Here is a 22,851-nt window from a genome sequence, read left to right as displayed (position 1 = left end):
CGTTGAGAACGACCTGGGGGAGGGAGGGTGAGCGCGGTCGATGAAAACCGAACAACGCTCGGCGATGAGTATGCGCTGTTTCGGGAAAGAATTCAACCGTTGAACTAAATGGGAGCGCTTCCCCGCGCATCGCGGACCGCGACGGTCATCGCGCGTCGAACCGCGCGCCGTCCGGGTCGGACTCGAGGATCGTGAACACCAGGACCACGTACCCGGCCATCGGAATCAGCGAGAGCAGGTACCACCATCCGGATCGGTTCGTGTCGTGCAGTCGGCGCACGGTGACCGCGATCCACGGCAGGAGCAGCGGAAGCGAGAGCAGGAGACTGACGAGGATCGGCGCGCCGACGGCGACCACCAGGTCGGTGGCCAGGGCCGGCACGCCGAACGGGCCCGGGGCCTCGCTGTCGCCCTGGACGGCGGCCGCGAGCACGGCCGCGAGCCCGAAGACGAGCGCGATGCCGAGCACGAACCCCAGCACCCCGCCGAGGAGCGACAGGAACAGGTACGCCCACCAGAACTCCGACCTGCTCGCCCGGCCGGAGAACCGCGCGTAATTGCGGAAGAACCTCGAGACGGACTGCCCGAACGTCGCGCCGTACAGCGGGCGGTCGAGGGGAGCGGCTTCCGCGGCCAGAGGCTGGGATGGTGCGAGGGTGGTCAAGCGTGCTCCTGGTCGTCGTGCTGCGCGGGCGGGGGTGAGTGGTTCAGACGCCGAGGCGTGCCGGGTCGGCGAGGAGTCGGTCGCGAGCGGCCCAGGCGGCGCCGAGCAGGGCGGCGTCGGCGCCCAGCCGTCCGGCCGAGACGCGCGGCACCTCGGATGCCGCACCGAGCGCAGCTGCGACCGTCGGGCGATTCGCGCGGAACGCCCGCTCGATCGAGGTCGTGTGCGCCGCCCAGAATCCGCCGATGACGATCGCCGACGGGTCGGTCGCGAGCGACGTCACCTGGAGGGCCCTGGCGATCCACGGCAGCGCGGCGGCCCACGCCGCGGTCGCGGCGGGCTCGCCCGTCTCGATGCGACGCGAGAGCTCCTGCAGGGCGCCGGCCAGGCCGCGCTCGCCGACGAGGCCGGTGAGACCGGCGCGTTCGAGCAGTGCGTCGGGGCCGGCGATCGTGACGAGGCATCCGCGCTGCCCGCATTCGCACGGCGGCCCGTCGGGGATGAGCGCGAGATGGCCGAGCGCGGCGCCCACTCCGTGCGCCCCCTCGACGACGCGTCCGTTGGCGATGATCGCGCCGCCGATGCCCGAGTTGGACTTGAGGTACACGAGGTCGTCGACGCCGTCGAGGAGCGATCGCTCGGCGCGGGCGGCCAGCCAGCCGTCGGAGGCGAGGGTCATGTTCGCGGGCAGCTCGGGCATCCGCGCGCGGAGTCCGCCGAGCACGTCGACGACGCCCCATCCGAGGTCGGTGTCGGCGAGCACGACCGGCGGCTCGTCCCCGACCGGGGCGAAGACGACCACCGGCAGCTCGAGCACGCGGCGTCCGAGTCGGGCCGCGGCGTCGAGCGCGTCGCGGGTCACGTCGGCGAGCACGTCGAGCACGGCGTCGGGGTCGCCCATCGGGCGCCCGTGCCGGCGCTCCACCCGATGCAACTCCTCGCCGGCGAGGTTCGCGAGCAGGGCGGTCGCGGCATCCGCGTCGACCTGCGCGACGAGGACGGCGATATCGTCGGCCGCCAGCTCGAGGCGGGTGATCGGTCGGCCACGGCCGGTCTGCGTCGGCTCCGTCGCGCGCACCACGCCCGCCTCCGAGAGTGCGGTCGCAAGCGCCGTCACCGCGCCGCGCGTGAGTCCCGTCGCCCCGGCGATCTCGCTGCGCGCGCTCGCGCCGGAGCGCACGAGGTGGTCGAGCACGAGGTTCAGGTTGTGCCGCCTGACGTCGCCGGAGACGAGGGAACGCGGCTGGCGGGGCATCCGCTCAGGCCTTGCGGGTGAGGAGCTGCCAGAGGTAGCGGACGTGGTCGGCCATGTCGATCTGCGGATCGAGCATCCACTGGGTCTGCATGCCGTCGGAGACGGCGAGGAACAGGTTCGCGACGCGTTCGACGTCGAGCTCGGGGTCGAGGTTGCCGGCCGCCTGCTCCTCGCGCAGCATCGAGCCGAACAGTGCCCGGAACTGCTCGTAGCGCTCGATGAAGAACTCGCGTGCGGGGTGGTCGGGGTCGCCGGCCGCGGTCGAGAGCTGGGCGTAGAGCTGCACCAGTCCCGGAACGTCGGTGTTGTGCCGCACCACGTCGAAGAACGATTCGATCGGTCGGTCGCGTTCGAGCAGGAACGTCGCGCTGTCGACCTCGTCGCGCTTGCGGAGCACCTCCTGGAACAGCTCCTCCTTCGAGCTGAAGTAGTGCAGCAGTCCGGCCTGGCTGAGGCCCACGGCGTCGGCGAGTTCCTTCACGCTGGTGCGGCGGTACCCGTTTCGGGCGATCACCTCGAGCGCGGTCGTGAGGATCTCCTCGCGCTTGGCGATGCCCTTCGCATACGAACCCCTTGGTGCCATAAGGGGAATGCTACGGACTCGGTGTTGCAAACCAAAACCGAGCGATGTATGGTTTTGCGATCAGCCTCGACGGAGAGGCTCCGAAAGGACCCCACAGCACATGACGATGGCGTCGACCCCCGCAGCAGATCATCGCCCAGACGAACCCGAAGAGCCCCTCGCCTTCATCGAGGAGGCCGCCGGCAACGAGGACCCGCCCGCCCCGATCAAGGGCGTGCGCCGGCTCCTCGGCTGGATCATCCCCGCCAACCTCGGCATCTTCCTCATCTGGGGAGCCGTGCCCGGCATCCTCCTGCCCGCGCAGATCACCGCGCAGTTCGGCGAGGCCGACAAGGTCGCCAACCTCGCGATCGTGATGACGATCGGCGCGTTCTTCTCGATGCTCGCGCAGCCGATCGCCGGCCAGATCTCCGACCGCACGCGCTCGCGGTTCGGGCGTCGCGCACCCTGGATCTTCATCGGATCGCTCGCCGGCGGCCTCTCCCTGGTCGGCCTCGCCTTCGCGAACAGCCTCGTCGGCGTCGTCATCGCCTGGACCCTCGTGCAGATCACGTACAACTTCGCGCAGGGCCCCCTCAGCGCCGTCATGCCCGATCGCGTGCCGGTCAAGCGCCGCGGCACGTTCGCCACGCTCTCGGGCATCGGCCTCATGGTCGGCGCGCTCGGCGGGCAGATCATCGGCTCGGTCTTCTACGGCAGCATCGCGGCCGGGTACGTGACGTTCGCGGTGTTCTCGCTCGTCATGCTCACGCTGTTCATCGTCTTCAACCCCGACCACTCCTCGAAGGAGCTCGAGCCCGAGCCCTTCAAGTTCGCCGACTTCCTGCGCACCTTCTGGGTCAGCCCGATCAAGCACCCCGACTTCTTCTGGGCGTTCACCGGCCGGCTCCTGCTCTACACCGGCTACTTCGCCGTCACCGGGTACCAGCTCTACCTCCTCACCGATTACTTCGGCATCGAGCGGCCGCAGGACGTCATCCCGGTGCTCGGGCTCATCAGCCTCGCCGGCATCCTGATCGCGACCATCGTGTCGGGCCCGCTGTCCGACAAGCTCGGCCGCCGCAAGATCTTCGTCTTCGTCTCGTCGGCTGTGACCGGCCTGGCCTTCCTGCTGCCGTGGATCTGGCCGGACATCACCGCGTGGATGGTCATGACCTTCATCGCGGGCCTCGGCTTCGGCATGTTCCAAGCCGTCGACACCGCGCTCATGAGCGAGGTGCTGCCGTCGGCGAAGTCCTTCGCGAAGGACCTCGGCGTCGTCAACATCGCCGCCACGCTGCCCCAGACGCTCGCCCCCGGCGTCGCCGGCGTGATCGTGATCGCGTTCGGGTACGCAGGCCTGTTCCCGGTCGCGATCGTGCTCTCGGTCCTCGGCGCCTTCGCCGTCTGGCCGATCAAGGCGGTGAAGTGATGACGGATGCCGCAGCCGGCGCTCCCGGCGTCGCCACGTCCGCGCAGCCGGGGCCGGCGCCCCAGGCCGCCTCGAAGCGCCCGCGCGCGCTGCTCGTCATCGGCCTCATCGGACTCGCGCTCTTCGTCCTGTTCGGCGTCGCGGTGTTCCAGAACGTCGACGCCCCCCTCACGCAGCCGCTCGACGACGCCTGGCGTCGCCTCGTCGGCGCGAGCGCGGTCGAGAACGTCAGCTGGGTCGTGCCGATGTTCTTCCAGTACCTCGGCGAGCTGCCCGGCTTCGCGCTGACGATCCTGCTGATCCCGATCTGGCTGTTCGTCATCCGCCGCTGGCGCTCGGCGCTGTTCTGGATCACGGCCGAGCTCGTCGGCAACATGGTCGTGTCGCAGGTCACGAAGAACCTCGTCGACCGTCCCCGACCCGCCGAGGACCTGGTGAACGCCCTGTTCGGCCCGCTCTTCCGGGTCGACCACGGATCCTTCCCCTCCGGCCACGCCGTGAGCGCGGGCATCCTGATCATCGCGGTCGCCGCGGTGCTGCCTCCCGCCAAGCGCCGCGTGTGGTGGTTCATCGGCGCCCTCATCGGCCTTGGCATGATCTGGCAGCGCACCCTCATCAACGCCCACTGGTTCTCGGACGCCGTGTTCGGCGTCCTCGGAGGCGCCAGTGCCACGCTCATCATCTGGTGGGCGTTCTCGACCCTCCTCGCGAAGGACTACGGCAAGCCGCTGTTCCGACGCGCGGACCCGACCACGGGTGCGCCGCAGGCGCTGCCCGCCTCGTAGACCTCAACCCAGAGAGGCCGGCGCCGAACGCCGGCACGTGAAGGAGCACCATGACCGACACCCTGAACACCGCCACCGAGGCGTCCGCGGCGGAGGTCGTCGCCGGCCTCACCCTCGAGGAGAAGGCGTCGCTCACGAGCGGCGCCGACTTCTGGACCACGAAGTCGATCGACCGGGTGGGACTCCCGTCGATCCTGATGACCGACGGCCCGCACGGCGTGCGCCTGCAGGCCGCCGACAGCGACCACCTCGGCATCGGCGACAGCGTGCCGGCCACCTGCTTCCCGCCCGCCGTGGCGCTCGGGTCCTCGTTCGACCCCGAGCTGCTCGAGCGGGTCGGAGCGGCGCTCGGCGAGGAGGCGCAGGCCGAAGGCGTCGGCGTGCTGCTCGGCCCGGGCATCAACATCAAGCGCTCGCCGCTCTGCGGCCGCAACTTCGAGTACCTCTCCGAGGACCCGATCGTCTCGGGCGTGCTCGGCTCGGCGCTCGTGCGCGGCCTGCAGTCGCAGGGCGTCGGCGCTTCGCTGAAGCACTTCGCGGCCAACAACCAGGAGGCCGACCGCATGCGCGTCTCGGCCGACATCGACGAGCGACCGCTGCGCGAGATCTACCTGCGCGGCTTCCAGCGCGTCGTCGAGGACGAGCAGCCGTGGACCGTCATGTGCTCGTACAACCGCCTCAACGGCGTCTACACCTCCGAGGACCCGTGGCTGCTCACGAAGGTGCTCCGCGACGAGTGGGGCTTCGAGGGCCTCGTCGTCTCCGACTGGGGCGCCGTCAACGACCGCGTCACCGGGCTCGTCGCCGGCCTCGACCTCGAGATGCCCGCGAGCGGCGGTCGCACCGACGCGCAGCTCGTCGCCGCCGTGCATGGCGGCTCGCTCGCCGAGTCCGACCTCGACCTCGGGGCCCGTCGCAACGTCGACCTCGTGCAGAAGGTCGTGCGCAACGCCAAGGCGGATGCCGCGTACGACGTCGACGCCCACCACGCACTCGCCCGCGAGGTCGCCGCCGCGTCGATCGTGCTGCTGAAGAACGAGGGCGGCGTGCTGCCGGTCGCGTCCGGCGCATCCGTCGCCGTGATCGGCGAGCTCGCCCGCACCCCGCGCTACCAGGGAGCCGGCTCGTCGCAGATCAACCCGACGAAGCTCGACAACGCGCTCGACGAGATCCGCCTGCTCGCGGGCGCCGAGGTGCCGTTCGCCGCGGGCTACGCCGCCGATGCGACGACCTCCGCCGAGCTGACCGCCGAGGCCGTCGCCGTGGCATCCGCCGCCTCGACCGTGCTGCTCTTCCTCGGCGTGCCCGCCGAGCAGGAGTCCGAGGGCTTCGACCGCGACGACCTCGAGCTGCCCGCCGGGCAGACCGAGCTGCTCGACGCGGTGCTCGCCGCCAACGCGAACGTCGTCGTCGTGCTCTCCAACGGCGGCGTCGTGCGCCTGTCGGGCTTCGCCGACCGCGTGCCCGCGATCGTCGAGGGCTGGCTGCTCGGCCAGGCCGGCGGCGGAGCGGTGGCCGACGTGCTCTACGGCGTCGTGAACCCCTCGGCACGACTCACCGAGACGGTGCCCGTGCGCCTCGCCGACAGCCCCGCGTACCTCGACTTCCCGGGCGAGTTCGGTCACGTGCGCTACGGCGAGGGCCTCTTCGTCGGCTACCGCTGGTACGACGCCCGCGAGCTCGAGGTCAGCTACCCGTTCGGCCACGGCCTCTCGTACACGAGCTTCTCGTACGCGGATGCCGCGGTGTCGTCGGATGCCACGGGTCTCACGGTGCGCGTCACGGTGACGAACACGGGCGACCGCGACGGCGCTGAGATCGTGCAGGTCTACACCTCGCTCGCCGGCTCGGCCGTCGTGCGGGCGCCGCGCGAGCTCAAGGCGTTCGCCAAGGTCGCACTGGCCGCGGGCGAGTCCCGCGTCGTCGAGGTGCCCGTGCGCCGCGAGGACCTCGCGTACTGGGACACCCGCGTCGACCAGTGGGTCGTCGAGGGCGGCGAGTACGCCGTCGAGGTCGGAGCGTCGAGCCGCGACATCCGCTCGGTCGTGACCGTCGCCGTCGAGGGTGACGCCGTGAACGTGCCGCTCACGGCGAACTCGTCGATCGGCGAGCTCATCGCGCACCCCGTCGCGGGCCCCATCATCATGCAGGCGCTCACCGCCGGCAACCAGGGCGACGGACCCGATGTCGGAGGGGCGCTCCTCGCAGACCCGTCGATGTTCAAGATGATGGCGTCGTTCCCGATCGGCCGACTCGCGTCGTTCCCGGGCATGCCGATCGGCGCCGAGCAGGTCGAGCAGCTCATCGCGGTCTCGAACGGACAGGGCGCCTAGCCCAGGCTCGCACGATCCGACGCCCCGTCTCCCCTTCGAGGGAGGCGGGGCGTCGTCGCGCGGTCCCGCCCTGCATCCGCGGATGCAGGAGATCAGGCGGCATCCTCGCTGGTGAGCAGGATGGAGCCGAATCTCCTGCAACGCGGTCGGCAGACCGGGTGTGCCGAGCCCGCGTCGCGCAACCCCCTGTCGCGATGGGCCGACCGGGTGCGAGACTGGCGGGACAGACGGAGGGGGAACCGGATGTCGCTGAAGTCGTCAGCCGAGAGGGCCCGCGCCGAGGCGCGGCACGAAGCGAAGCGGGCCGTGCGCGAGGCGCGTCGCGCGGCGAAGCACGCCCGCAAGGTGGGCGCGAGCCTGACCCGCGCGGGTGCTCAGCGGTTCGCGGCGATCACCGCCGATGCGCAGGCCGACGTGCGCCTCGCCCGCGAGCTGCGCAAGAGCCGCCCGCACGAGTCGCTGCGCCTCGCGCACCGCGCCACCCGGCGGTTGGTCGGGGCCTCGATACGTGCGGAGGCATCCGGCGACGCCGACGATCGCAAGCGGGCGGATGCCACGGCGAAACGCACCCAGGCTGCGCTCGTGCTCGCGACCAGGCAGCGCCGCGATGCCTCCAAGAAGATCGGGAAATGGGCGGACACGGCCGCGAAGTCCTGGGAGAAGCACGCCGCCGCCGCCAAGTGATGCGGAACGGAGGAGGACCATGGCGACGAGGCTCAACGAGACGGCACTGCGTCACGCGCGCTCGCTCGTGCGCGACGGCGACGTGAGGCGCGACGAACGCGACGACTGGAGCGAGCATGCGCCGACCGCCGACGAGGAGAACGCCTTCATCGAGGAGCACGGCTGGACCGAGTACCGGCACTGGCACCTCGGGTTCGACGACGACGCGAACCCCGAGACAAAGGAGGCGTACTCGTTCCCCTATGGCGACTTCCGCGCGGTGCACCGGTGCGCGGTGATCTCGCTCGAGAGCCGGGCCGGCCAGCACGATCACGACGACATCCGCGATGCGTCGAAGAAGCTGCTGGAGCTGGTCGACGCCGACTGAGCGTGCCGCCGGCCCGCCGTGCCGCCAGCCCGCCGTCCGTCGCCGGTCACGCCTCGGGTCGACGAGGCGGCCGGGCTCAGGCCAGAGGGGTACCTGGTGCGTCGGATGCGTCGGCCAGGAGGCCGTTCACGAGCGCGTCGACGATCTCGTCGGTGGAGGTCTCGGGGTCGATCGACGTCGTGAGCCGGTCGAGCATGAGTCCGTCGATGGCGTAGTGGAGGAGCGCGATCTCACGGGCGCCTCCGGGAAGGCCGGCCGACTCGTTGAACGCGACATCGGCCGCGAACCCGGCGCGCTGCCACGTGCCGAGCACCTCGGCGAGTTCGGGGCGGCGGCTCGCCTCGAGGCGGAGCTCGAGGAGCGCGATCGTGACCTCCCGGTGCTCGCTGAGCCGGCGGACGATGTCGCGCACGTAGTCGGCGAAGAGATCGCGGCTGGGTGGCTGTGAGGCGCGGCGCTCGAGATCGTCGGGGGCGGGCGCGAGGCGTTCGCCGATGCGATCGACGAGCCCCGCGATGAGCGCGTCCCGGGTGCGGAAGTAGTTCGACGTGGTGCCGGGCGGCACGCCCGCCGCCTCGTCGACGGCGCGATGCGTGAGCCCCCGGGAGCCGACCTGCGCGAGCACGGCGAGACCGGCGTCGCTGATCGCCCGACGGCGCGTCTCGTTCCTGGCCATGCGAGCAAGGCTAGCGCATTCACTACACCTGTTGTAGATTCTCAATCACTACAGATGTTGTGAACAAGGAGCACCATGCGAGAACTCGTGTACTACGTCGCCGTCACGCTCGACGGATTCATCGCCGGCCCGAACGGCGAGTTCGACGCGTTCCCGATCGAGGGCGACCACGTGGACGCCATCAACGAACGGTTCGCCGACACCATCCCGACCGACCTCGCCGCCGCGCTCGGAATCCGCCAGGACGGCACGCGGTTCGACACCGTGCTCATGGGGTGGAACACCTACGCCGTCGGCCTGCCGATGGGGGCGACGAGTCCCTACCGGCACCTCCAGCAGGTCGTCTTCTCGGCCTCGAACGAGGCCGAGGGCGAGAACCTCGAGGTCACGTCCGAAGACCCCGTCGACGTCGTGCGGCGGCTCAAGGCGCAGCCGGGCGCATCGATCTGGCTCTGCGGCGGAGGTGCGCTCGCCGCGACCCTCGCCGGCGAGATCGACCGGCTCGTGCTGAAGCGCTACCCGCTGCTGTTCGGCGCCGGCATCCCGCTCTTCGGCGCGCGACCGTATGCGCCCGAGCAGTTCGACGAGGTGTCGACGACGGCGTTCGAGACCGGCGTGGTGTTCTCGGAGTACGTGCGCCGGCCCGCGATCGGGTAGCGCCCGCGACCGAACGCCGGAGGGGCGTCGCCGGGATCTCCTTGCGACGCCCCTCCCGCGCCTGCGGCTGCTGGGCTCCGGCCCTTGCAGCGCCCGCGGAACGCTGGAGGGGCGTCGCCGGGATCTCCTGGCGACGCCCCTCCGGCGCTTGCGGCTGCTGGGCTCAGGCCTTCGCAGCGCCCGCGGTCGAGCGCGGCTTCGTGGCCGAGGACTTCGGCTTCGCGGCGGCGCCGGTCGCGGCGGACGGCTTCGGCGTGGTGGCGCGCGGGTTGCGCACGGTCTTCGGCTTTGCCGCGACCGCCTGCTCGGCGGCATCCGCCAGCGGCCGGGCGATCGGCACCATGCGCGTGAGCTGCGTGACGTGCTGGGGGCCGAGCTCGTCGAGCGTGGCGACCTCGAGCAGCTTCATCGTGCGCTCGACCTCGCCCTTCAGGATCGCGATGGTCCGGTCGACGCCGCGGCGTCCGCCGGCCATGAGGCCGTAGAGGTAGGCGCGGCCGATGAGCGTGAAGCGCGCGCCGAGCGCGATGGAGGCCACGATGTCGGCGCCGTTCATGATGCCGGTGTCGACGTGCACCTCCATGTCGGCGCCGACCTCGCGCACGACGTGCGGGAGCAGGTGGAAGGGGATCGGCGCTCGGTCGAGCTGGCGCCCGCCGTGGTTGGAGAGCACGACGCCGTCGACGCCGCGGTCGGCGAGGAGCTTCGCGTCCTCGACGGTCTGCACGCCCTTGACGACGATCTTGCCCGGCCACATCGAGCGGATGATGTCGAGGTCGTCGAATGAGATCGTCGGGTCCATGGCCGAGTCGAGCAGCTCGCCGACGGTGCCGCCGGTGGTGCTCAGCGAGGCGAACTCGAGCGGCGGCGTGGTGAGGAAGTTGATCCACCAGGCGGGCCGGGGGATCGCGTTGATGATGGTGCCGGGCGTCAGCTGCGGCGGGATGGAGAAGCCGTTGCGCTTGTCGCGCAGGCGCGCGCCGGCGACGGGCGTGTCGACCGTGAAGAAGATGGTGTCGAATCCGGCCGCGGCCGCGCGGCGGGTCAGCTCGTAGGAGATCTCGCGCTCGCGCATGACGTAGAGCTGGAACCAGTTGCGTCCGGTCGGGTTCGCGGCCTTCACGGCCTCGATCGACGTGGTGCCGAGCGTGGACAGCGTGAAGGGGATGCCGGCCGCACCGGCAGCGCCGGCGCCCGCGATCTCGCCCTCGGTCTGCATGAGCCGGGTGAAGCCGGTCGGTGCGATGCCGAACGGCAGCGCGCTCGTGCCGCCGAGCACCTCGCGGGTGGTGTCGACCACGGGCACGCTGCGCAGGATCGACGGGTGGAACTCCACGTCCTGGAAGGCCTGGCGCGCTCGCGCAAGCGACAGCTCACCCTCGGCGGCGCCCTCGGTGTAGTCGAAGGCCGCCTTCGGAGTGCGCCGCTTCGCGATCGTGCGCAGGTCGGCGATCGTGAGCGCCTTCTCGAGCCGACGATCGGTCGGGTCGAGGGTCGGCGTCTTGAACCGCATGAGCTGGGCGAGCTCCTTGGGATTCGGGAACTGGCGCTGGACCATCTTCGGTTCTCGCTTTCTGGTGGTTCCGGTCGTCAGGCGGTGACGACGTCGGTGAGCTGGGCGGTGGGTCGTCGAGTCGGAGGCGTCTGCGAGGGCGCCGCCGACTCGGGGAACGTCTCGGCGTAGTACCCCGAGATGTGATCGTGGATTCGGGTGCGGGCGGATGCGGCATCCGCAGCCCTGATGGCCTCGACGACGCCGCGGTGCTCGCTGCGCAGGCGAGCGGATGTCGCGCGCCAGTCGTCGATGCGCGCGAGGCCGTCGAGCGCGTAGCCCTCGATGCCGCTGCGGAGGCCGGCCATGGTCGCGGTGACGACCTGGTTGCCGGATGCCTCGGCCAGCGCGAGGTGGAACGCGGCGTCGAGCGCGAGGAACTCGGCGGGCGCGAGGTCGGGGGAGTCCATGGCGTCGAGGAGGCGCTCGGCGGCGGCGAGGTCGGGTTCGGCGGCGGATGTCGCGTCGGCGAGCTCGACCGCGACCGCGGACTCGAGGATGAGCCGGGTGCGCACGATGTCGGCGACCGGGAAGCCGTGGGCCGCGACCTGCAGGCGCATGAGCGCGCTCATGGCGCCGCCGGGGGTGGCGACGATGATCGCGCCGGCGTTCGGGCCCGAGCCCGACGCGGTGCGGATGAGGCCCATCGCCTCGAGCACGCGCAGGGCCTCGCGCACGCTCGAGCGGCCCACGCCGAGATCGGCCGCGAGGGCGCGCTCGCCCGGCAGGCGCTCGCCGGGGAGCAGGTCGCCGTCGAGCAGGCGCCGTTCGACGTGCTCGAGCACGGCGCGCCAGGCGCGGGGGCTCTCGGCCTCGATCGTCACGCCGGCTCCTTCCGCGCTGCATGTGGTCTGACCACAGTAGCAGGTGTGGTCAGACCACATGGAGAAGGGCCTCCGCGCCCGATCGGACCACTCGTCCGATCGCGCGCAGAGGCCCGATGATGTGCCGAGACGCAGACAGCTACCGCAGCACGAACTCGACCCGGGTCGTGTTGCCTGCGACATCGTGAACGATGAGCACGTTGGCGCCGGCCACCGCGCCGAAGACGCCGGGCTTCACGAAGTTCAGGTCCGACCACGGGTTATCGGTCAGGTCCTTCACGACGCCGTTGAGCTCGACGCGGTCGACCTTGCCCGGGTCGGCGAGCTTGAAGCTGACCTTCTCGTAGCCCGCCGTCGCGTCGCCGCTCGTGAACGAGGCGCCGTCCTTGACCGTCACCGTCGGCGCGGTGGCGTCGACCGTGAAGTCGAACGTCGAGGTCTTCGAGATGTTGCCGGCAGCATCCTGCGCGTTGTAGCGCAGCGTGTACGCGCCGTCGGGGAGCGTGAGGGTCGCCGTGTGCGATCCGCTCCTGCCCGTGGCCGGCGACTGCGTGCTCTTGACGAGCTTGCCGTCGCGGTAGACGTTCGCGACGATGCGGGCGAGCCCGACCTCGTCGGTCGCGTCGACCTGCACGGCGACCTCGGGCGACGGCCCTGCCGTGGTCGGGCTGACCAGCGTCACCTGCGGACGCGTCGTGTCGGGCGCCGGCGCGGTGGCCGCGTCGTAGCCGGCGACCACGTTCCGCGTCACCGATTCGCCCCCGATCGACGCCGTGAGCTCGGCGACCGCCACGCCGGCGTCGACGGTCGACTCCCCGGTCGGGAACGGGTGCGAGACCGACTTGCCCGGCTGAACGTCGTCGAACTCCTGCACGCCGAAGGCGGTGAGCAGCTTCACGTCGGCCGGGACGGTGTCGTGGTTGGTCGCGGCGACCGTCAGCGTCAGCTTTCCCGCCGATGCGGCCGTGGTGGCCGTGACCTCCACGTCGGGCTGCTGCGAGGCGAGGTGCCCCAACGGTGCCAATTCGGCTGCCGCACCGAACTGGAGTCCGTTCTGCGCATTCAGGCCGGTCAGTCGGATGTAGCGCCCCTTCGTCTCCGTGAAGTCGACCTGCTTCCAGTCGATGCCGCTGGAGAACGAGCCCGTTGCGACGGGGTCGCCCCACTCGGTGCCGTTGCTCGACACGTGGATCGAGTAGGCCTTGAGATTGCCGTTGGTGCCGACCTGGCGAGGCAGGTAGCGGTAGCCGTCGAGCAGGTACTCGGAGCCGAGATCCAGCGTGATCCAGTGCGGGAAGGACGCTGCCGGCGTGATCGCGTACTGGCTGTGCCACAGCGACTGCGGGTCGCCGTCGATCGCGTTCGTCGCTGCCTCCGACGCGTCGGCACCCTGGCTGGAGACGCCGGCGATCGAGAGCCGCGAGCGCGGAATCGTGCCCTCGGGGATCGTCGTCAGCGTCGTACCGCGGCTGATCGAGCCCGGTCCGTCAGCCGAGGTGAAGGTCGCCTCGGCGGTCACCGAGTGGGCGCCGGCCTCGGTGCCGGCCGGTGGCACGACGACCCAGTCCGTCGTGCGCACGTCACCGGCGGCGATCTCCGCGAACTGCGAGCCGGTCGCGGCGAATGCGTGCCAGCCATCGGGAGCGTTCAGCGAGACGGATGCCCCGGTCATCGGCGCGTCCGTCTGGTTGGTGAAGGTCGTGGTGACCGTGGTCGCCTCGCCGGGAATCACCTCGGGTGCCCTGGTCGACAGCTTCAGGCGCCCGGGCAGCGCCGCGGCATCCTCTCCACCGACGAACTCCACCGACTTCGTCTGCGACCGGTTGCCGTACATGTCGACGGCGGTGACCTCGGCGACGTACTCCGTGCCCTCCGTCAGGGTGACCAGCGGCGCGTCGGCCTGACGCCCGTTGCGGATCGCGAGCGGGATGTCCAGGATGCTGGGGCGCGGCGCGACCTGGAAATCGGAGAGTACCTTCTTGCCGGCGGCGATGGGGAGCGCGAGCGCGCCGGTCGCGGCATCCTTCACCCGTACGTCGTAGCCGTAGACCGACTCGTCGTCGCTCGCGGCGGGAACGCGGAGGATGTCCTCGCCGTCGACCACGAGGTGCTCGGGCGTCCCGTCGAAGGTCGGCGCCACGTTGTCGCGCGCTGCCGAGGTGAAGTCGTAGTTCGAGCGCACCTCGGCAGGCGTGCTGCCGTCGAGTCGGACCGTCCACGTCGGACCGGCGAGCGTGCCCGCGCTGTCGAACGGATAGCCCGACTGGTACGTGCCCCACTGGGCATTGGTGTACGTTCGCTCGTTCTCGGCGGCGTAGTTGACGCGGTCGATCTCGGTGCGGTCGGCGTAGACCTCGACGTAGAGCGACTGCGCGGTGGCGATCGTGGCCTCTTCCCACAGGGCGTTGCCGAAGACCTGGTACGCGTCGTGCGGGATCTCGGTGTACGACATGGAGCCGTCGTTGACCGCAGTGAAACCGCCCTGCCAGATCGACCGCTCGTCGTTCAGGTTCAGGTGCGAATGACCCGAGAAGTACACGGCCTGCGGGTACGCGGAGAGGTCGGTCGTGAGCGTCGCGTTGGAGGCCTGGGCGCCGTCGTGCACCGTGTTCGTCGCGGGCCGGTGGCCGACGACGAAGATCGGCCGGTTGAGCGAGTCCGGCTCTGCAGACAAGGCGGCCAAGCGCCCCTGCAGCCAGGTGCGCTGCGCACCCGAGTAGGCCTCGGTGTCGATCACGAGGAACGTGCTGTCACCGAACTTCCTCTCGTAGTACCCGCCGGTCGCGTTGGGGAACCAGTCGCCGTAGTACTTCGCCATGTCGGCATTGCCGACGTCGTGGTTGCCGTGCGTCATCATCACCGGGGTGTCCTGGATGCCGAGGCGGTCCAGGTTCTCGTCGAAGAGGGTCTTGACGACCTGGTGGTCGGACGCGGTGTTCCAGTTGTTGTCGTTGATCTGGTCGCCGTTGGAGATGATCAGGTCGGGCGACGGGTTGATCGTCGCCATCGTGTCGAAGTGGCTCTTCCAGATGCCGCGGTTCTTCTCGTCGAGCACCGACGTGTGCACGTCGCTCATCATGAAGAACGACAGCAGCGGCTTCTCCTCGGTCTTGATGAGGTAGCCCTCGATCTCGGCCGGCGAGGCCACGCCGTCGACGATGGACACCGCCGCGAGGTTCGTGGTCTCGTCGATGGTGATCGGGCCCGTGTACTCGGCGCTCGCATCGGTCGGCACTGAGCCGTCGAGCGTGTAGCGGATCTCCGCTCCGGGGTCCGCCGTGAGTTCGACGGTCGTGGCGCCGATGTAGCGCCCGCCGGGCTGGCTGAACGCGGGCGCGTCGGGTCCTTCGTCGGCTTGTGCGGCAGTGGTGGGCAGGGCCACTCCCGCCACGACCGCAAGCAGCGCGCAGGCGCTGGCGATCCTCGTTCTCATCTCAACTCGCTTTCGGTTCCGTATGCATCCATCTGCTCCGGTGGAACGGAGCAGTCGGAGGCAAGTAGACCGACGCGACGGGTATGGCTCGGGGCGATCACCCGAAGTTCCCGTGAACGGCGCACGAGAGGCGCCGCCGCTTGTCCGGACAACTCGGCAGGGAGCGCTGCCGGGGACGCGTGTTGCGACCGCACGGCACGCGGGGTCGCAACACGCGTCCCCGCTGCGGGATGCTTCGGCTCCGGTATGCGGCGCGGCGCGGGTGGCGCGGTGCGGCGGACTCAGTCCTTCTCGGGCCGGATGCGGATGCGGTTCGAGTCGCCCTCTTCGAGCTCGACGACGCCGCCGCGGGACTTCACGAAGTCGGTGAACGAGCTGAAGCCGAGGCGCCGCTCCTGGAACGACGGGTCCATGCGCATCATCTGGTTCTTCACGGCGCCCGACGACTGCCATTCGTCGTCGTTCTTCGAGCGCAGCAGCTCGAGCGCCTTCACGAGCAGGCGCCCGGGGTTGCGCGTCGGAGGGGCCGCCTCGGGCGGCATGAACGCCACCGTGGGCACACCGCGGGGGCCGGAAGCCACCGGCTCGATGACCTCGTCGTCTTCGGGCGCGGATGCCGCGGCCGCCGCCTTCGCGGTGCCGCCCGACTTCGCCCGGCGGTTCGTGCGCCTCGGCGCGGTCGTCGCAGCCTCGGCACCGGCCTCGGCGCCGCCGTCTCCAGCAGCGTCGTCTGCGGCATCCGCTGCGGTCGGCTCGTCGACGGACTCCTTGGCGGGAGCCGCCCTCCTCGAGCCACGGCGCCCGGACGTCGCCTGCGCGACCGGCGGCGTCGCGGTATCGGCCTCGTCGTCGACCGTGTCGTCGGTCGAGAGCAGCGCGTCGTAGTCGGCGTACTCGTCGCAGGCCGCGGTGAGGGCCCGGCTCGTGCCACCCGCGACGCCGATGCCGACGACGTAGCGGCCGAGGCGCTTGGCCTTCTGCGCCAGGGCGACGTAGTCGGAGTCGCCGGCGACGATGACGATGTGCGTGAGGTCGTCGATGCGGAACATGTCCTCGATGGCATCGACGGCGAGGCGGATGTCGGCGCCGTTCTTCGTCGCCGAGAGCGGGAACAGTTGCACGAGGTCGACCGCCCGGTCGATGAGCTGGCCGCGGTAGCTCGCGTTCACGGGCGTCGACCAGTCCGCATAGGCGCGCGCGATGGCGATGGTGCCGAAGGTCGCCGCGAAGTCGAGCACGGCGTCGACGTCGACCGTGGCCTGCGCGAGGCGCTCGGCGATGTCGGGCGTCACCGTCTTGCGGCGCGACGTGTCGCGTCGGTACTGGCTGTCGCCGTGCAGCTGGTCGTAGCGCGAGATCACGATGTTGTCGAAGTCGAAGTACAGGGCCACGCGGGGTTCTGCCGAGATGGGCATGAAGACCTTCCATCGGGGGTGTGCCTCCGATGCTACGCCCGTGACCTGTGCAGGCACCGGATGCCGCTGTCCGGGCGGGCTCTCGGCGGCACGCGGGTCTGGTCTGCGACGGGAGGCTCGGCCACACTGGGCGTATGACCGATCACGCCCACCCCGATCGTCCGGAGCTCCGCCTGAGCGACGCCGAGCGCGATGCCGCCGTCGCGGCCCTCGCGGAGGCGCACTCGGCCGGTCGGCTCACGGCGGCCGAATACAGCGAACGGGTGATCGCCACGCGCGCGGCCGTCACGCGGGGCGACCTCGTTCCGCTGTTCGCCGACCTCCCGGCGGCCGAGACGCCCGCGGCGGCCTATGACGCGAGCTCGCTCACCCCGCCCGCGGCGGCGGGCACGGGCTACGAGGGCTACGCCGCGCCGCGCCGACGGGGTGACGGCACCGGCGGGGCGCTCGGCGGTGCGGCGGGCGCGACGATCATGGCGCTCGTGCCGTTCGTCGCCCTCATCCTCTTCCTCGTGAGCGGATTCAGCGGCGGGTGGGCGTGGGCCTGGGCCTGGTTCCTGCTCGTGCCCATCGCGGGCATCATCATCTACGGTCCCGGCTCCGACGAGCGTCGCCGCCGCGGGCGCTGAGGCCGCGACGGTGACGCCGTTCGTCGTCGAGTCTCCGTCAGGCGGATGCCGCGGCGAGCTCGCCCTCGGCGCGCACCCCGGCGGTCGCCAGCACGCCGAGGAACGCCTTCATCCACGTGCCGTTGTCGGGCCACGCCCGTGAGGTGACGAGGTTGCCGTCGACCACGCCGCCGCCGTTCTCGAAGATGCCGCCGACGACCTCGACGTCGATCGCGAGCTCGGGGTAGATCGACGACGTTCGCCCGGCGAGCACGCCGGCGGCCGCGAGCAGCAGCGGGCCGTGGCAGGTGGCCGCGACCGGGGCATCCGCCTCGAAGAAGTGGCGCACGATGCGCTTCGCGTCCTCGTTGTTGCGCAGGTACTCGGGCGCGCGGCCGCCGGGGATCACGATCGCGGCGTAGTCGGCCGGGTCGACGTCGGCGAGCGCGACATCCGCGGGCCAGGTGTGGCCGAGCTTCTCGGTGTAGGTGTCGAAGCCGTCGACGAAGTCGTGCACGACGAACTGCAGCTTGCGCACCTCGGGCGCGCCGATGTGCACCTCGAAGCCCTCCTCCTTCAGCCGCTCGTACGGGTAGAGCACCTCGAGCGTCTCAGCGGCGTCGCCGGTGATGATGAGGATCTTGGTCATGAGGGGTACCTCCGGGGGTTGCACGTCGCTGTACAGGCGAGCTGTTCGGATGCCGCGGGTCGGAGACTCGGGCGGCCGCCGCGGTCGGCGGCGACGGGGCCAACTCTGCGCCGCCGCGGCATCCGTGTCACCCGTCGTTCGCACTATGTGCGAAACGCCCCGCGATCCGTCGCGCTCGCCGCCGTGCAGCCGTTCCGCGGGCCCGAGGCCGGGCGTAGCATCGGGGGCATGAGCGCAGAGGAGCGCCACGGCGGCGCGGGCATCCAGTCGGCCGAGCGCGTGCTGCGCATCCTCGAGCTCGTGGGCGCGGCGCCCACCGGCCTCACCGCCGCCGAGATCGCACGGCGGCTCGGCCTCGGCCAGTCGACCACGTACCGCCTGCTCGCGACCCTGCAGAAGCAGGACTACCTCGCGCGTCAGTCCGGCGAGCACCGCTACATCCTCGGCCGCACGGTCGACCAGCTCGGGCGCGCGCTGCAGTACCAGCTCGTCGCGACCGATCCGGTGCGCCAGGTGCTGCGGGCCATGCACGACGCCGTCGGCGCGCCGGCGTACCTCACGGTGTTCCGGGGCGACGACATCGCCGTCGCGCACATCGAGGACTCGGCCGCGCATCCGCGCATCGGGCAGCTGCACGTCGGATTCTCCGAGGCGTCGCACACGACCGCGTTCGGCAAGCTCATGCTCGCCTCGCGCGACGACGCGGCGGTCGCGCGGTTCCTCGAGCGGCACTCACCCGGCCGCCTCACGGCCTCGAGCATCACGGATGCCGCGGCGCTGAACGACCAGCTCGACGAGATCCGCGCGCAGCAGATCGCCGTCGAGATCGAGGAGTACCTGCCGAAGCTCGCGTGCATCGCGGCGCCCGTGCGCTCGGCCGCGGGCCGCACGGTGGGGGCGGTGTCGGTCTCCGTGCAGGCGAAGGACTTCGCAGCACGGTCCACGCAGCTCGAGCGCGCGGTGCGCCGGGGCGCGTGGCAGGTGTCGGCGCGCCTCGCCGGCTGAACCTCACGTCACACGCGGTGATCTCGCGTCATCCGGGAACACCCGTGCGCTGGGTGCGGTTGGCTTCGGATGTCGGCCGCAGGCGTACGCCCGCACCGAGCCCAGCATCCGAGAACCCTGCGAGGAGCCACCATGACCGAAGCCGCCCAGACCGCCGACCGCGCCCGCATCGGCGCATCCGACCTCGAGATCGCGCCGCTGTCGCTCGGCACCAACGTCTTCGGCTGGACCGCCGACCGCGACGCCACGTTCGCCGTGCTCGACGCGTTCACGGCCGGCGGCGGCAACTTCGTCGACACCGCCGACGGCTACTCGGCCTGGGTGCCCGGCAACACGGGCGGCGACAGCGAGCGCCTCATCGGCGAGTGGATCGCGTCGCGCGGCTCGCGCGACGACGTCGTCATCGCCACGAAGGTGAGTACGCACCCCGACTTCACGGGCCTCTCGGCCGCGAACATCCGCGCGGCGGCGGATGCGTCGCTCCAGCGTCTCGGCACCGACGTCATCGACCTCTACTACGCCCACTTCGATGACGCCGAGGTGCCGCTCGAGGAGACCGTCGCGGCCTTCTCGTCGCTGGTCGACGCCGGCAAGGTGCGCGCGATCGGCATCTCGAACTACACGCCCGAGCGCATCGACGAGTGGTTCGGGGTGACCGAGGCGAACGGCCTGCACCGCGCGGTCGCCCTGCAGCCGCACTACAACCTCGTCGAGCGCGACTTCGAGACCAACGGCCCGCGCGAGCGCGCCGAGCGCGAGGGGCTCGCGGTCTTCCCGTACTTCTCGCTCGCGAAGGGCTTCCTCGCCGGCAAGTACCGCTCCCAGGCGGATGTCGCCGCCGAGGGCGCGAGCGTGCGCGCCGGCGGTGCGGCGCCGTACCTCGGGGAGCGCGGCGACCGGGTGCTCTCCGCGCTCGACGAGGTCGCCGCCGCGCACGGGGCATCCGTCGCCTCGGTCTCGCTCGCGTGGCTCCGACAGCAGCCGACGGTCGTCGCGCCCATCGCCAGCGCCCGCAGCGTCGACCAGTTGGGCGACCTGCTCGCGTCGATCACGCTCGAGCTGACGGGCGAGGAGCTCGCCGCGCTCGCGGCCGCCTCGGCCTGAGTCGATCGCGGGTGACCCCGGGCGAACGTGGCGACGCGGCGACACGGCACGCGGAGGGCGGTGTCGCCGCGGTCCGGCGTCGGCCGCGTGCCATGATGCGGTGACGTCGCCCGAGCGCGACGGCGGGATGGGGGTCTGCGTGCACGCTCGCTGGTGGAGGCTCGACCCGGGAGGCGCTCTCGTCGGACTGCTCGCGGCCGCACTCTCGATGACCCCTTCGCTGCTGCCGCGTCCGGCGCTGTTCCAAGGGATCATCACCGCGTTCGCGTTCCTCATCGGGTACGGGGTCGGGGTCGGCGTGTGGTGGCTGGTGCTCCGCTTCGTGCGATGGCGTCCGACGCCCGAGGGGCGACGCATCGCCTGGTGGGTGTACATCGGGGTCGCCGTGCTGCTCACGATCGTGCTCGGCTTCGCCTCGGTCGGATGGCAGAACGAGGTGCGCACCACGGTCGAGCTTCCCGAGATCGACGGGTTCGACGGCCTGCTCTTCTTCGCCGGCTTCGTGCCGGTCGTGCTCATCGGCCTCGCCCTCGCCCGCGCCGTGCGGCGGCTCGGCACCCGCCTCTCGGCCCGGCTCGGCCGGGGATGGGGCTCGACGATCGCCACCGCGATCGTCGTCGGCTCGACGGTCGTGGTCGTCTCCGTCGTGATGTTCGGCCTCGACCGCCTCTACCTCGCGAACAACGGCCCGGCCGCGCCGTGGGTCACCGAGCCGATGAGCGCCTTCCGCTCGGCGGGACCCGACTCCGAGGTCGAATGGGATCTCGTGGGTCGGCACGGCACCGCCTTCCTCGGCGGCGGTCCGAAGGCCGCCGACATCGAGGAGCTCACCGGCAGGCCCGCGCTGGAGCCCGTGCGGGTCTACGTCGGCCAGGCGAACGCACCGACCGTCGAGGAACGCGCCGCCATCGCGGTGCGCGAACTCGAGCGCACCGGCGCGTTCGAGCGCGACGTGCTCGTGGTCGCCACGACGACCGGCTCCGGGTGGCTGGAGCCCCAGGCCGTCGACGCCGTCGAGTACCTCCACGGCGGCGACACCGCGATCGTGTCGATGCAGTACGCGTACACGCCGAGCTGGGTGTCGTTCGTCTTCGACCCCGATGCGCCGGTCGCGTCATCCGTCGCGCTGTTCGACGCCGTGCAGGCGAAGTGGGAGACCCTGCCAGAGGCGACGCGTCCGCAGCTCGTGGTCTACGGCCTGAGCCTCGGCGCGCACGGCACGCAGGAGGCGTTCGACGGCCTCGACGACCTGCGCGCGAACACCGGGGGCGCGCTCCTCGTCGGCAGTCCGAACGGCGCGACGATGTGGCGCGAGCTCACCGAGGGGCGCGACGCGGGCAGCCCGCAGTGGCAGCCCGTCGTCGACGGCGGCCGCGAGGTGCGCTGGCTGTCGGTGCCCGGCGACTTCCACGCGCTCGGACCGGACTGGGCCGCACCCCGCGTCGCGTACCTGCAGCACGCGAACGACCCGGTCACCTGGCTCGGCCTCGAGCTGATCTGGGCCGAGCCCGATTGGCTGACGCCCGAGGAGCGCGCCGATGAGGTCAGCGACTCGATGCGGTGGATTCCCGCCGTGACCGCACTGCAGGTCGTCATCGACATGTTCATGGGTGAGAGCGTGCCCGCCAGCCACGGCCACAACTACGGCGACGTGGTGCTCGACGGCTGGCAGGCGATCACCGGCGACGGCGGCCTCGACGACGCGGCGCTCGCGCGCGTCCAGGGCGTGCTCGAGGGGTACGCGGAGGTGCAGCCCGTCGGCAGCGTCAGCGAGTAGCCGCTCAGGCTCCCGCGGCCACGGCGTTGTGCAGTTCGTCGACGTCGACGCCGTAGCGCCCGATGCCGCCTCCGACGTTCGTGAGCAGCACGAAGCAGATGCCGAGCGAGGGCGTGATCCCGAACTCGGTGCCGGCCCAGCCGCCGTGGCCGAACGTGTCGCTCGCGAGCAGCCCGGGCGCCGAGTGCCGCAGGTTCCACGTGAAGCCCCAGTCCTGGCCGCGCGACGCAGTGTAGGGCTCCAGCTTCGGCAACCCCGCGGTGAGCGGCCGCAGCATGGCCGCCGTCGTGACGCGGGAGACGAGCGACCCGTCGTCGCGGAGCAGCGCGCTGCCGACGGCCAGCAGGTCTTCTGCACGACCCAGGAGACCGGCGCCCGGATGCCGCTGGGCGGCGAACCTCGCGTAGTCGAGGCCCTGCTCGGCGGCCTCGATGGGATCGTGCGGGCTGGCGTCGGCGTCGAACGTGAAGCCCGTGGCGCCGACGCGCTCGCCGACCTTCGCGACGGAGTGCTCCCACGGCGCGCCCGAGGCGTGCTCGATGAGCGCCGCGACGCCCTCGAACGCGATCGTCGAGTACCGGCTGGCCGTGCCCGCGGCGAAGTCGCGGCCGGGCTCGAGCAGGCCGCGACGCAGGCCCTGCGGGTCGTCCATGGCCGGCTCGACGATGCCCGACGTGTGGCTGACGAGGTGCCGCAGCCGCACGACGTCGTCGCGCCCGGCGCCGAACTCCGGCACCGCGTCGGTCAGCGGGGTGTCGGGCGTGAGCCGCCCCTGCTCGACCTGGTGCAGGGCCGCCAGCCCGACGATCGGCTTCGTCACCGAGAACAGCGGGTAGTGGTCGTCGACGGATGCCGCGCCGAACGCCTCGAGCACGACGGTGCCGTCGGCGGTGGCGATGCCCAGCACGGCCGAAGGCATCGGGCCCTGCTCGACGTGGCGGCGGGTCCAGGCGAGGGCGTGGTCGAAGTAGGACATGCGATCCTTCCGGGGTGTGCGAGCAGGTGGGTGCGGGTGGGGGTGCGGGTGCGGGTGCGGGTGATCCGGAATGCAGGAGATCGGGAGGCCTGT

20 protein-coding genes are annotated in these 22,851 nt (G+C 71.3%); 10 read left to right on the top strand and 10 right to left on the bottom strand.

The window, feature by feature from the left end:
- Window positions 1–145: 145 nt before the first annotated feature.
- Genes ACR3IO_RS15190 through ACR3IO_RS15180 form a run of 3 tightly spaced genes read right to left on the bottom strand, consistent with a single transcriptional unit; the run spans window position 146 to window position 2,502 of the window.
- Window positions 146–664 carry a DUF805 domain-containing protein gene (locus ACR3IO_RS15190; RefSeq protein WP_434072059.1) on the bottom strand — a complete coding sequence of 173 codons (519 nt, stop codon included), beginning with the start codon at window positions 662–664 and terminating at the stop codon, window positions 146–148.
- 43 nt (window positions 665–707) lie between these two features.
- Window positions 708–1,919 carry an ROK family protein gene (locus ACR3IO_RS15185; protein WP_434072058.1) on the bottom strand — a complete coding sequence of 404 codons (1,212 nt, stop codon included), beginning with the start codon at window positions 1,917–1,919 and terminating at the stop codon, window positions 708–710.
- A 4-nt stretch (window positions 1,920–1,923) separates the two neighbouring features.
- The gene (locus tag ACR3IO_RS15180; RefSeq protein WP_434072057.1) at window positions 1,924–2,502 is read right to left on the bottom strand and encodes a TetR/AcrR family transcriptional regulator; all 579 of its coding nucleotides are present in this window, start codon (window positions 2,500–2,502) and stop codon (window positions 1,924–1,926) included.
- Between the two features lie 100 nt (window positions 2,503–2,602).
- Here ACR3IO_RS15180 and ACR3IO_RS15175 point away from each other — a divergent pair, with 100 nt between their 5' ends.
- The 5 genes from ACR3IO_RS15175 (at window position 2,603) to ACR3IO_RS15155 (ending at window position 8,082) form a co-directional block, all read left to right on the top strand.
- A complete protein-coding gene (locus tag ACR3IO_RS15175) occupies window positions 2,603–3,913 on the top strand; it encodes an MFS transporter (RefSeq protein WP_434072056.1) in 1,311 nt (436 codons plus the stop codon).
- Entirely contained in the window at window positions 3,913–4,698 is a 786-nt protein-coding gene (locus ACR3IO_RS15170) for a phosphatase PAP2 family protein (protein ID WP_434072055.1), read from the top strand. The genes ACR3IO_RS15175 and ACR3IO_RS15170 overlap by 1 nt, the downstream gene beginning before the upstream one ends.
- Window positions 4,699–4,748: 50 nt before the next feature.
- Window positions 4,749–7,031 (top strand): glycoside hydrolase family 3 C-terminal domain-containing protein, encoded by a 2,283-nt coding sequence (locus ACR3IO_RS15165; RefSeq protein ID WP_434072054.1) that lies wholly within the window; start codon window positions 4,749–4,751, stop codon window positions 7,029–7,031.
- Window positions 7,032–7,274: 243 nt separating this feature from the next.
- Complete coding sequence (locus ACR3IO_RS15160) at window positions 7,275–7,715, top strand: hypothetical protein (RefSeq protein WP_434072053.1); 441 nt, start codon at window positions 7,275–7,277, stop codon at window positions 7,713–7,715.
- Window positions 7,716–7,734: 19 nt separating this feature from the next.
- A complete protein-coding gene (locus ACR3IO_RS15155; RefSeq protein WP_434072052.1) occupies window positions 7,735–8,082 on the top strand; it encodes a hypothetical protein in 348 nt (115 codons plus the stop codon).
- A gap of 76 nt (window positions 8,083–8,158) precedes the next feature.
- Here ACR3IO_RS15155 and ACR3IO_RS15150 read toward each other — a convergent pair whose 3' ends face one another.
- Complete coding sequence (locus ACR3IO_RS15150; protein ID WP_434072051.1) at window positions 8,159–8,758, bottom strand: TetR/AcrR family transcriptional regulator; 600 nt, start codon at window positions 8,756–8,758, stop codon at window positions 8,159–8,161.
- Between the two features lie 75 nt (window positions 8,759–8,833).
- Here ACR3IO_RS15150 and ACR3IO_RS15145 point away from each other — a divergent pair, with 75 nt between their 5' ends.
- The gene (locus ACR3IO_RS15145) at window positions 8,834–9,415 is read left to right on the top strand and encodes a dihydrofolate reductase family protein (protein ID WP_434072050.1); all 582 of its coding nucleotides are present in this window, start codon (window positions 8,834–8,836) and stop codon (window positions 9,413–9,415) included.
- A 163-nt stretch (window positions 9,416–9,578) separates the two neighbouring features.
- Here ACR3IO_RS15145 and ACR3IO_RS15140 read toward each other — a convergent pair whose 3' ends face one another.
- The 4 genes from ACR3IO_RS15140 to ACR3IO_RS15125 all read right to left on the bottom strand — a co-directional run bounded on the left by ACR3IO_RS15140 (window position 9,579) and on the right by ACR3IO_RS15125 (window position 16,639).
- On the bottom strand, window positions 9,579–10,973 hold the full coding sequence (locus ACR3IO_RS15140) for an alpha-hydroxy acid oxidase (RefSeq protein ID WP_434072049.1): 1,395 nt from the start codon (window positions 10,971–10,973) through the stop codon (window positions 9,579–9,581).
- Window positions 10,974–11,005: 32 nt separating this feature from the next.
- The gene (locus ACR3IO_RS15135; RefSeq protein WP_434072048.1) at window positions 11,006–11,791 is read right to left on the bottom strand and encodes a FadR/GntR family transcriptional regulator; all 786 of its coding nucleotides are present in this window, start codon (window positions 11,789–11,791) and stop codon (window positions 11,006–11,008) included.
- Window positions 11,792–11,930: 139 nt separating this feature from the next.
- Window positions 11,931–15,224, bottom strand: coding sequence for a discoidin domain-containing protein (locus ACR3IO_RS15130; protein ID WP_434072047.1), 3,294 nt, complete (start codon window positions 15,222–15,224; stop codon window positions 11,931–11,933).
- Between the two features lie 281 nt (window positions 15,225–15,505).
- Window positions 15,506–16,639: an NYN domain-containing protein gene (locus ACR3IO_RS15125; protein WP_434072046.1), complete on the bottom strand. Its 1,134-nt coding sequence runs from the start codon at window positions 16,637–16,639 to the stop codon at window positions 15,506–15,508.
- Between the two features lie 134 nt (window positions 16,640–16,773).
- On the opposite strand from ACR3IO_RS15125, the gene ACR3IO_RS15120 reads away from it, so the two are divergent.
- Window positions 16,774–17,268 (top strand): DUF1707 SHOCT-like domain-containing protein, encoded by a 495-nt coding sequence (locus ACR3IO_RS15120; protein WP_434072045.1) that lies wholly within the window; start codon window positions 16,774–16,776, stop codon window positions 17,266–17,268.
- A 37-nt stretch (window positions 17,269–17,305) separates the two neighbouring features.
- Here ACR3IO_RS15120 and ACR3IO_RS15115 read toward each other — a convergent pair whose 3' ends face one another.
- A complete protein-coding gene (locus tag ACR3IO_RS15115) occupies window positions 17,306–17,896 on the bottom strand; it encodes a DJ-1/PfpI family protein (RefSeq protein ID WP_434072044.1) in 591 nt (196 codons plus the stop codon).
- Window positions 17,897–18,124: 228 nt separating this feature from the next.
- On the opposite strand from ACR3IO_RS15115, the gene ACR3IO_RS15110 reads away from it, so the two are divergent.
- From ACR3IO_RS15110 to ACR3IO_RS15100, 3 genes are all read left to right on the top strand, one after another.
- Window positions 18,125–18,901, top strand: coding sequence for an IclR family transcriptional regulator (locus ACR3IO_RS15110; protein ID WP_434072043.1), 777 nt, complete (start codon window positions 18,125–18,127; stop codon window positions 18,899–18,901).
- A gap of 132 nt (window positions 18,902–19,033) precedes the next feature.
- Window positions 19,034–20,005 carry an aldo/keto reductase gene (locus tag ACR3IO_RS15105; RefSeq protein ID WP_434072042.1) on the top strand — a complete coding sequence of 324 codons (972 nt, stop codon included), beginning with the start codon at window positions 19,034–19,036 and terminating at the stop codon, window positions 20,003–20,005.
- Window positions 20,006–20,105: 100 nt separating this feature from the next.
- Window positions 20,106–21,782, top strand: coding sequence for an alpha/beta hydrolase (locus tag ACR3IO_RS15100; RefSeq protein WP_434072041.1), 1,677 nt, complete (start codon window positions 20,106–20,108; stop codon window positions 21,780–21,782).
- Window positions 21,783–21,786: 4 nt separating this feature from the next.
- Here ACR3IO_RS15100 and ACR3IO_RS15095 read toward each other — a convergent pair whose 3' ends face one another.
- A complete protein-coding gene (locus ACR3IO_RS15095; RefSeq protein WP_434072040.1) occupies window positions 21,787–22,758 on the bottom strand; it encodes a serine hydrolase domain-containing protein in 972 nt (323 codons plus the stop codon).
- Between the last annotated feature and the right edge of the window lie 93 nt (window positions 22,759–22,851).

Source organism: Agromyces sp. Marseille-Q5079 (assembly GCF_051016555.1).
Classification (GTDB): domain Bacteria; phylum Actinomycetota; class Actinomycetes; order Actinomycetales; family Microbacteriaceae; genus Agromyces.
This window is presented reverse-complemented; position numbering and strand designations above follow the sequence as displayed.

Excerpts from the sequence above, each read along its gene's own strand:
- ACR3IO_RS15170 (WP_434072055.1), top strand. The coding sequence starts at position 3,913 with ATGACGGATGCCGCAGCCGGCGCTCCCGGCGTCGCCACGTCCGCGCAG.
- ACR3IO_RS15130 (WP_434072047.1), bottom strand. The coding sequence starts at position 15,224 with ATGAGAACGAGGATCGCCAGCGCCTGCGCGCTGCTTGCGGTCGTGGCG.
- ACR3IO_RS15165 (WP_434072054.1), top strand. The coding sequence starts at position 4,749 with ATGACCGACACCCTGAACACCGCCACCGAGGCGTCCGCGGCGGAGGTC.
- ACR3IO_RS15120 (WP_434072045.1), top strand. The coding sequence starts at position 16,774 with ATGACCGATCACGCCCACCCCGATCGTCCGGAGCTCCGCCTGAGCGAC.
- ACR3IO_RS15105 (WP_434072042.1), top strand. The coding sequence starts at position 19,034 with ATGACCGAAGCCGCCCAGACCGCCGACCGCGCCCGCATCGGCGCATCC.
- ACR3IO_RS15095 (WP_434072040.1), bottom strand. The coding sequence starts at position 22,758 with ATGTCCTACTTCGACCACGCCCTCGCCTGGACCCGCCGCCACGTCGAG.
- ACR3IO_RS15140 (WP_434072049.1), bottom strand. The coding sequence starts at position 10,973 with ATGGTCCAGCGCCAGTTCCCGAATCCCAAGGAGCTCGCCCAGCTCATG.
- ACR3IO_RS15175 (WP_434072056.1), top strand. The coding sequence starts at position 2,603 with ATGACGATGGCGTCGACCCCCGCAGCAGATCATCGCCCAGACGAACCC.
- ACR3IO_RS15180 (WP_434072057.1), bottom strand. The coding sequence starts at position 2,502 with ATGGCACCAAGGGGTTCGTATGCGAAGGGCATCGCCAAGCGCGAGGAG.
- ACR3IO_RS15110 (WP_434072043.1), top strand. The coding sequence starts at position 18,125 with ATGAGCGCAGAGGAGCGCCACGGCGGCGCGGGCATCCAGTCGGCCGAG.
- ACR3IO_RS15125 (WP_434072046.1), bottom strand. The coding sequence starts at position 16,639 with ATGCCCATCTCGGCAGAACCCCGCGTGGCCCTGTACTTCGACTTCGAC.
- ACR3IO_RS15150 (WP_434072051.1), bottom strand. The coding sequence starts at position 8,758 with ATGGCCAGGAACGAGACGCGCCGTCGGGCGATCAGCGACGCCGGTCTC.
- ACR3IO_RS15145 (WP_434072050.1), top strand. The coding sequence starts at position 8,834 with ATGCGAGAACTCGTGTACTACGTCGCCGTCACGCTCGACGGATTCATC.
- ACR3IO_RS15155 (WP_434072052.1), top strand. The coding sequence starts at position 7,735 with ATGGCGACGAGGCTCAACGAGACGGCACTGCGTCACGCGCGCTCGCTC.
- ACR3IO_RS15115 (WP_434072044.1), bottom strand. The coding sequence starts at position 17,896 with ATGACCAAGATCCTCATCATCACCGGCGACGCCGCTGAGACGCTCGAG.
- ACR3IO_RS15160 (WP_434072053.1), top strand. The coding sequence starts at position 7,275 with ATGTCGCTGAAGTCGTCAGCCGAGAGGGCCCGCGCCGAGGCGCGGCAC.
- ACR3IO_RS15185 (WP_434072058.1), bottom strand. The coding sequence starts at position 1,919 with ATGCCCCGCCAGCCGCGTTCCCTCGTCTCCGGCGACGTCAGGCGGCAC.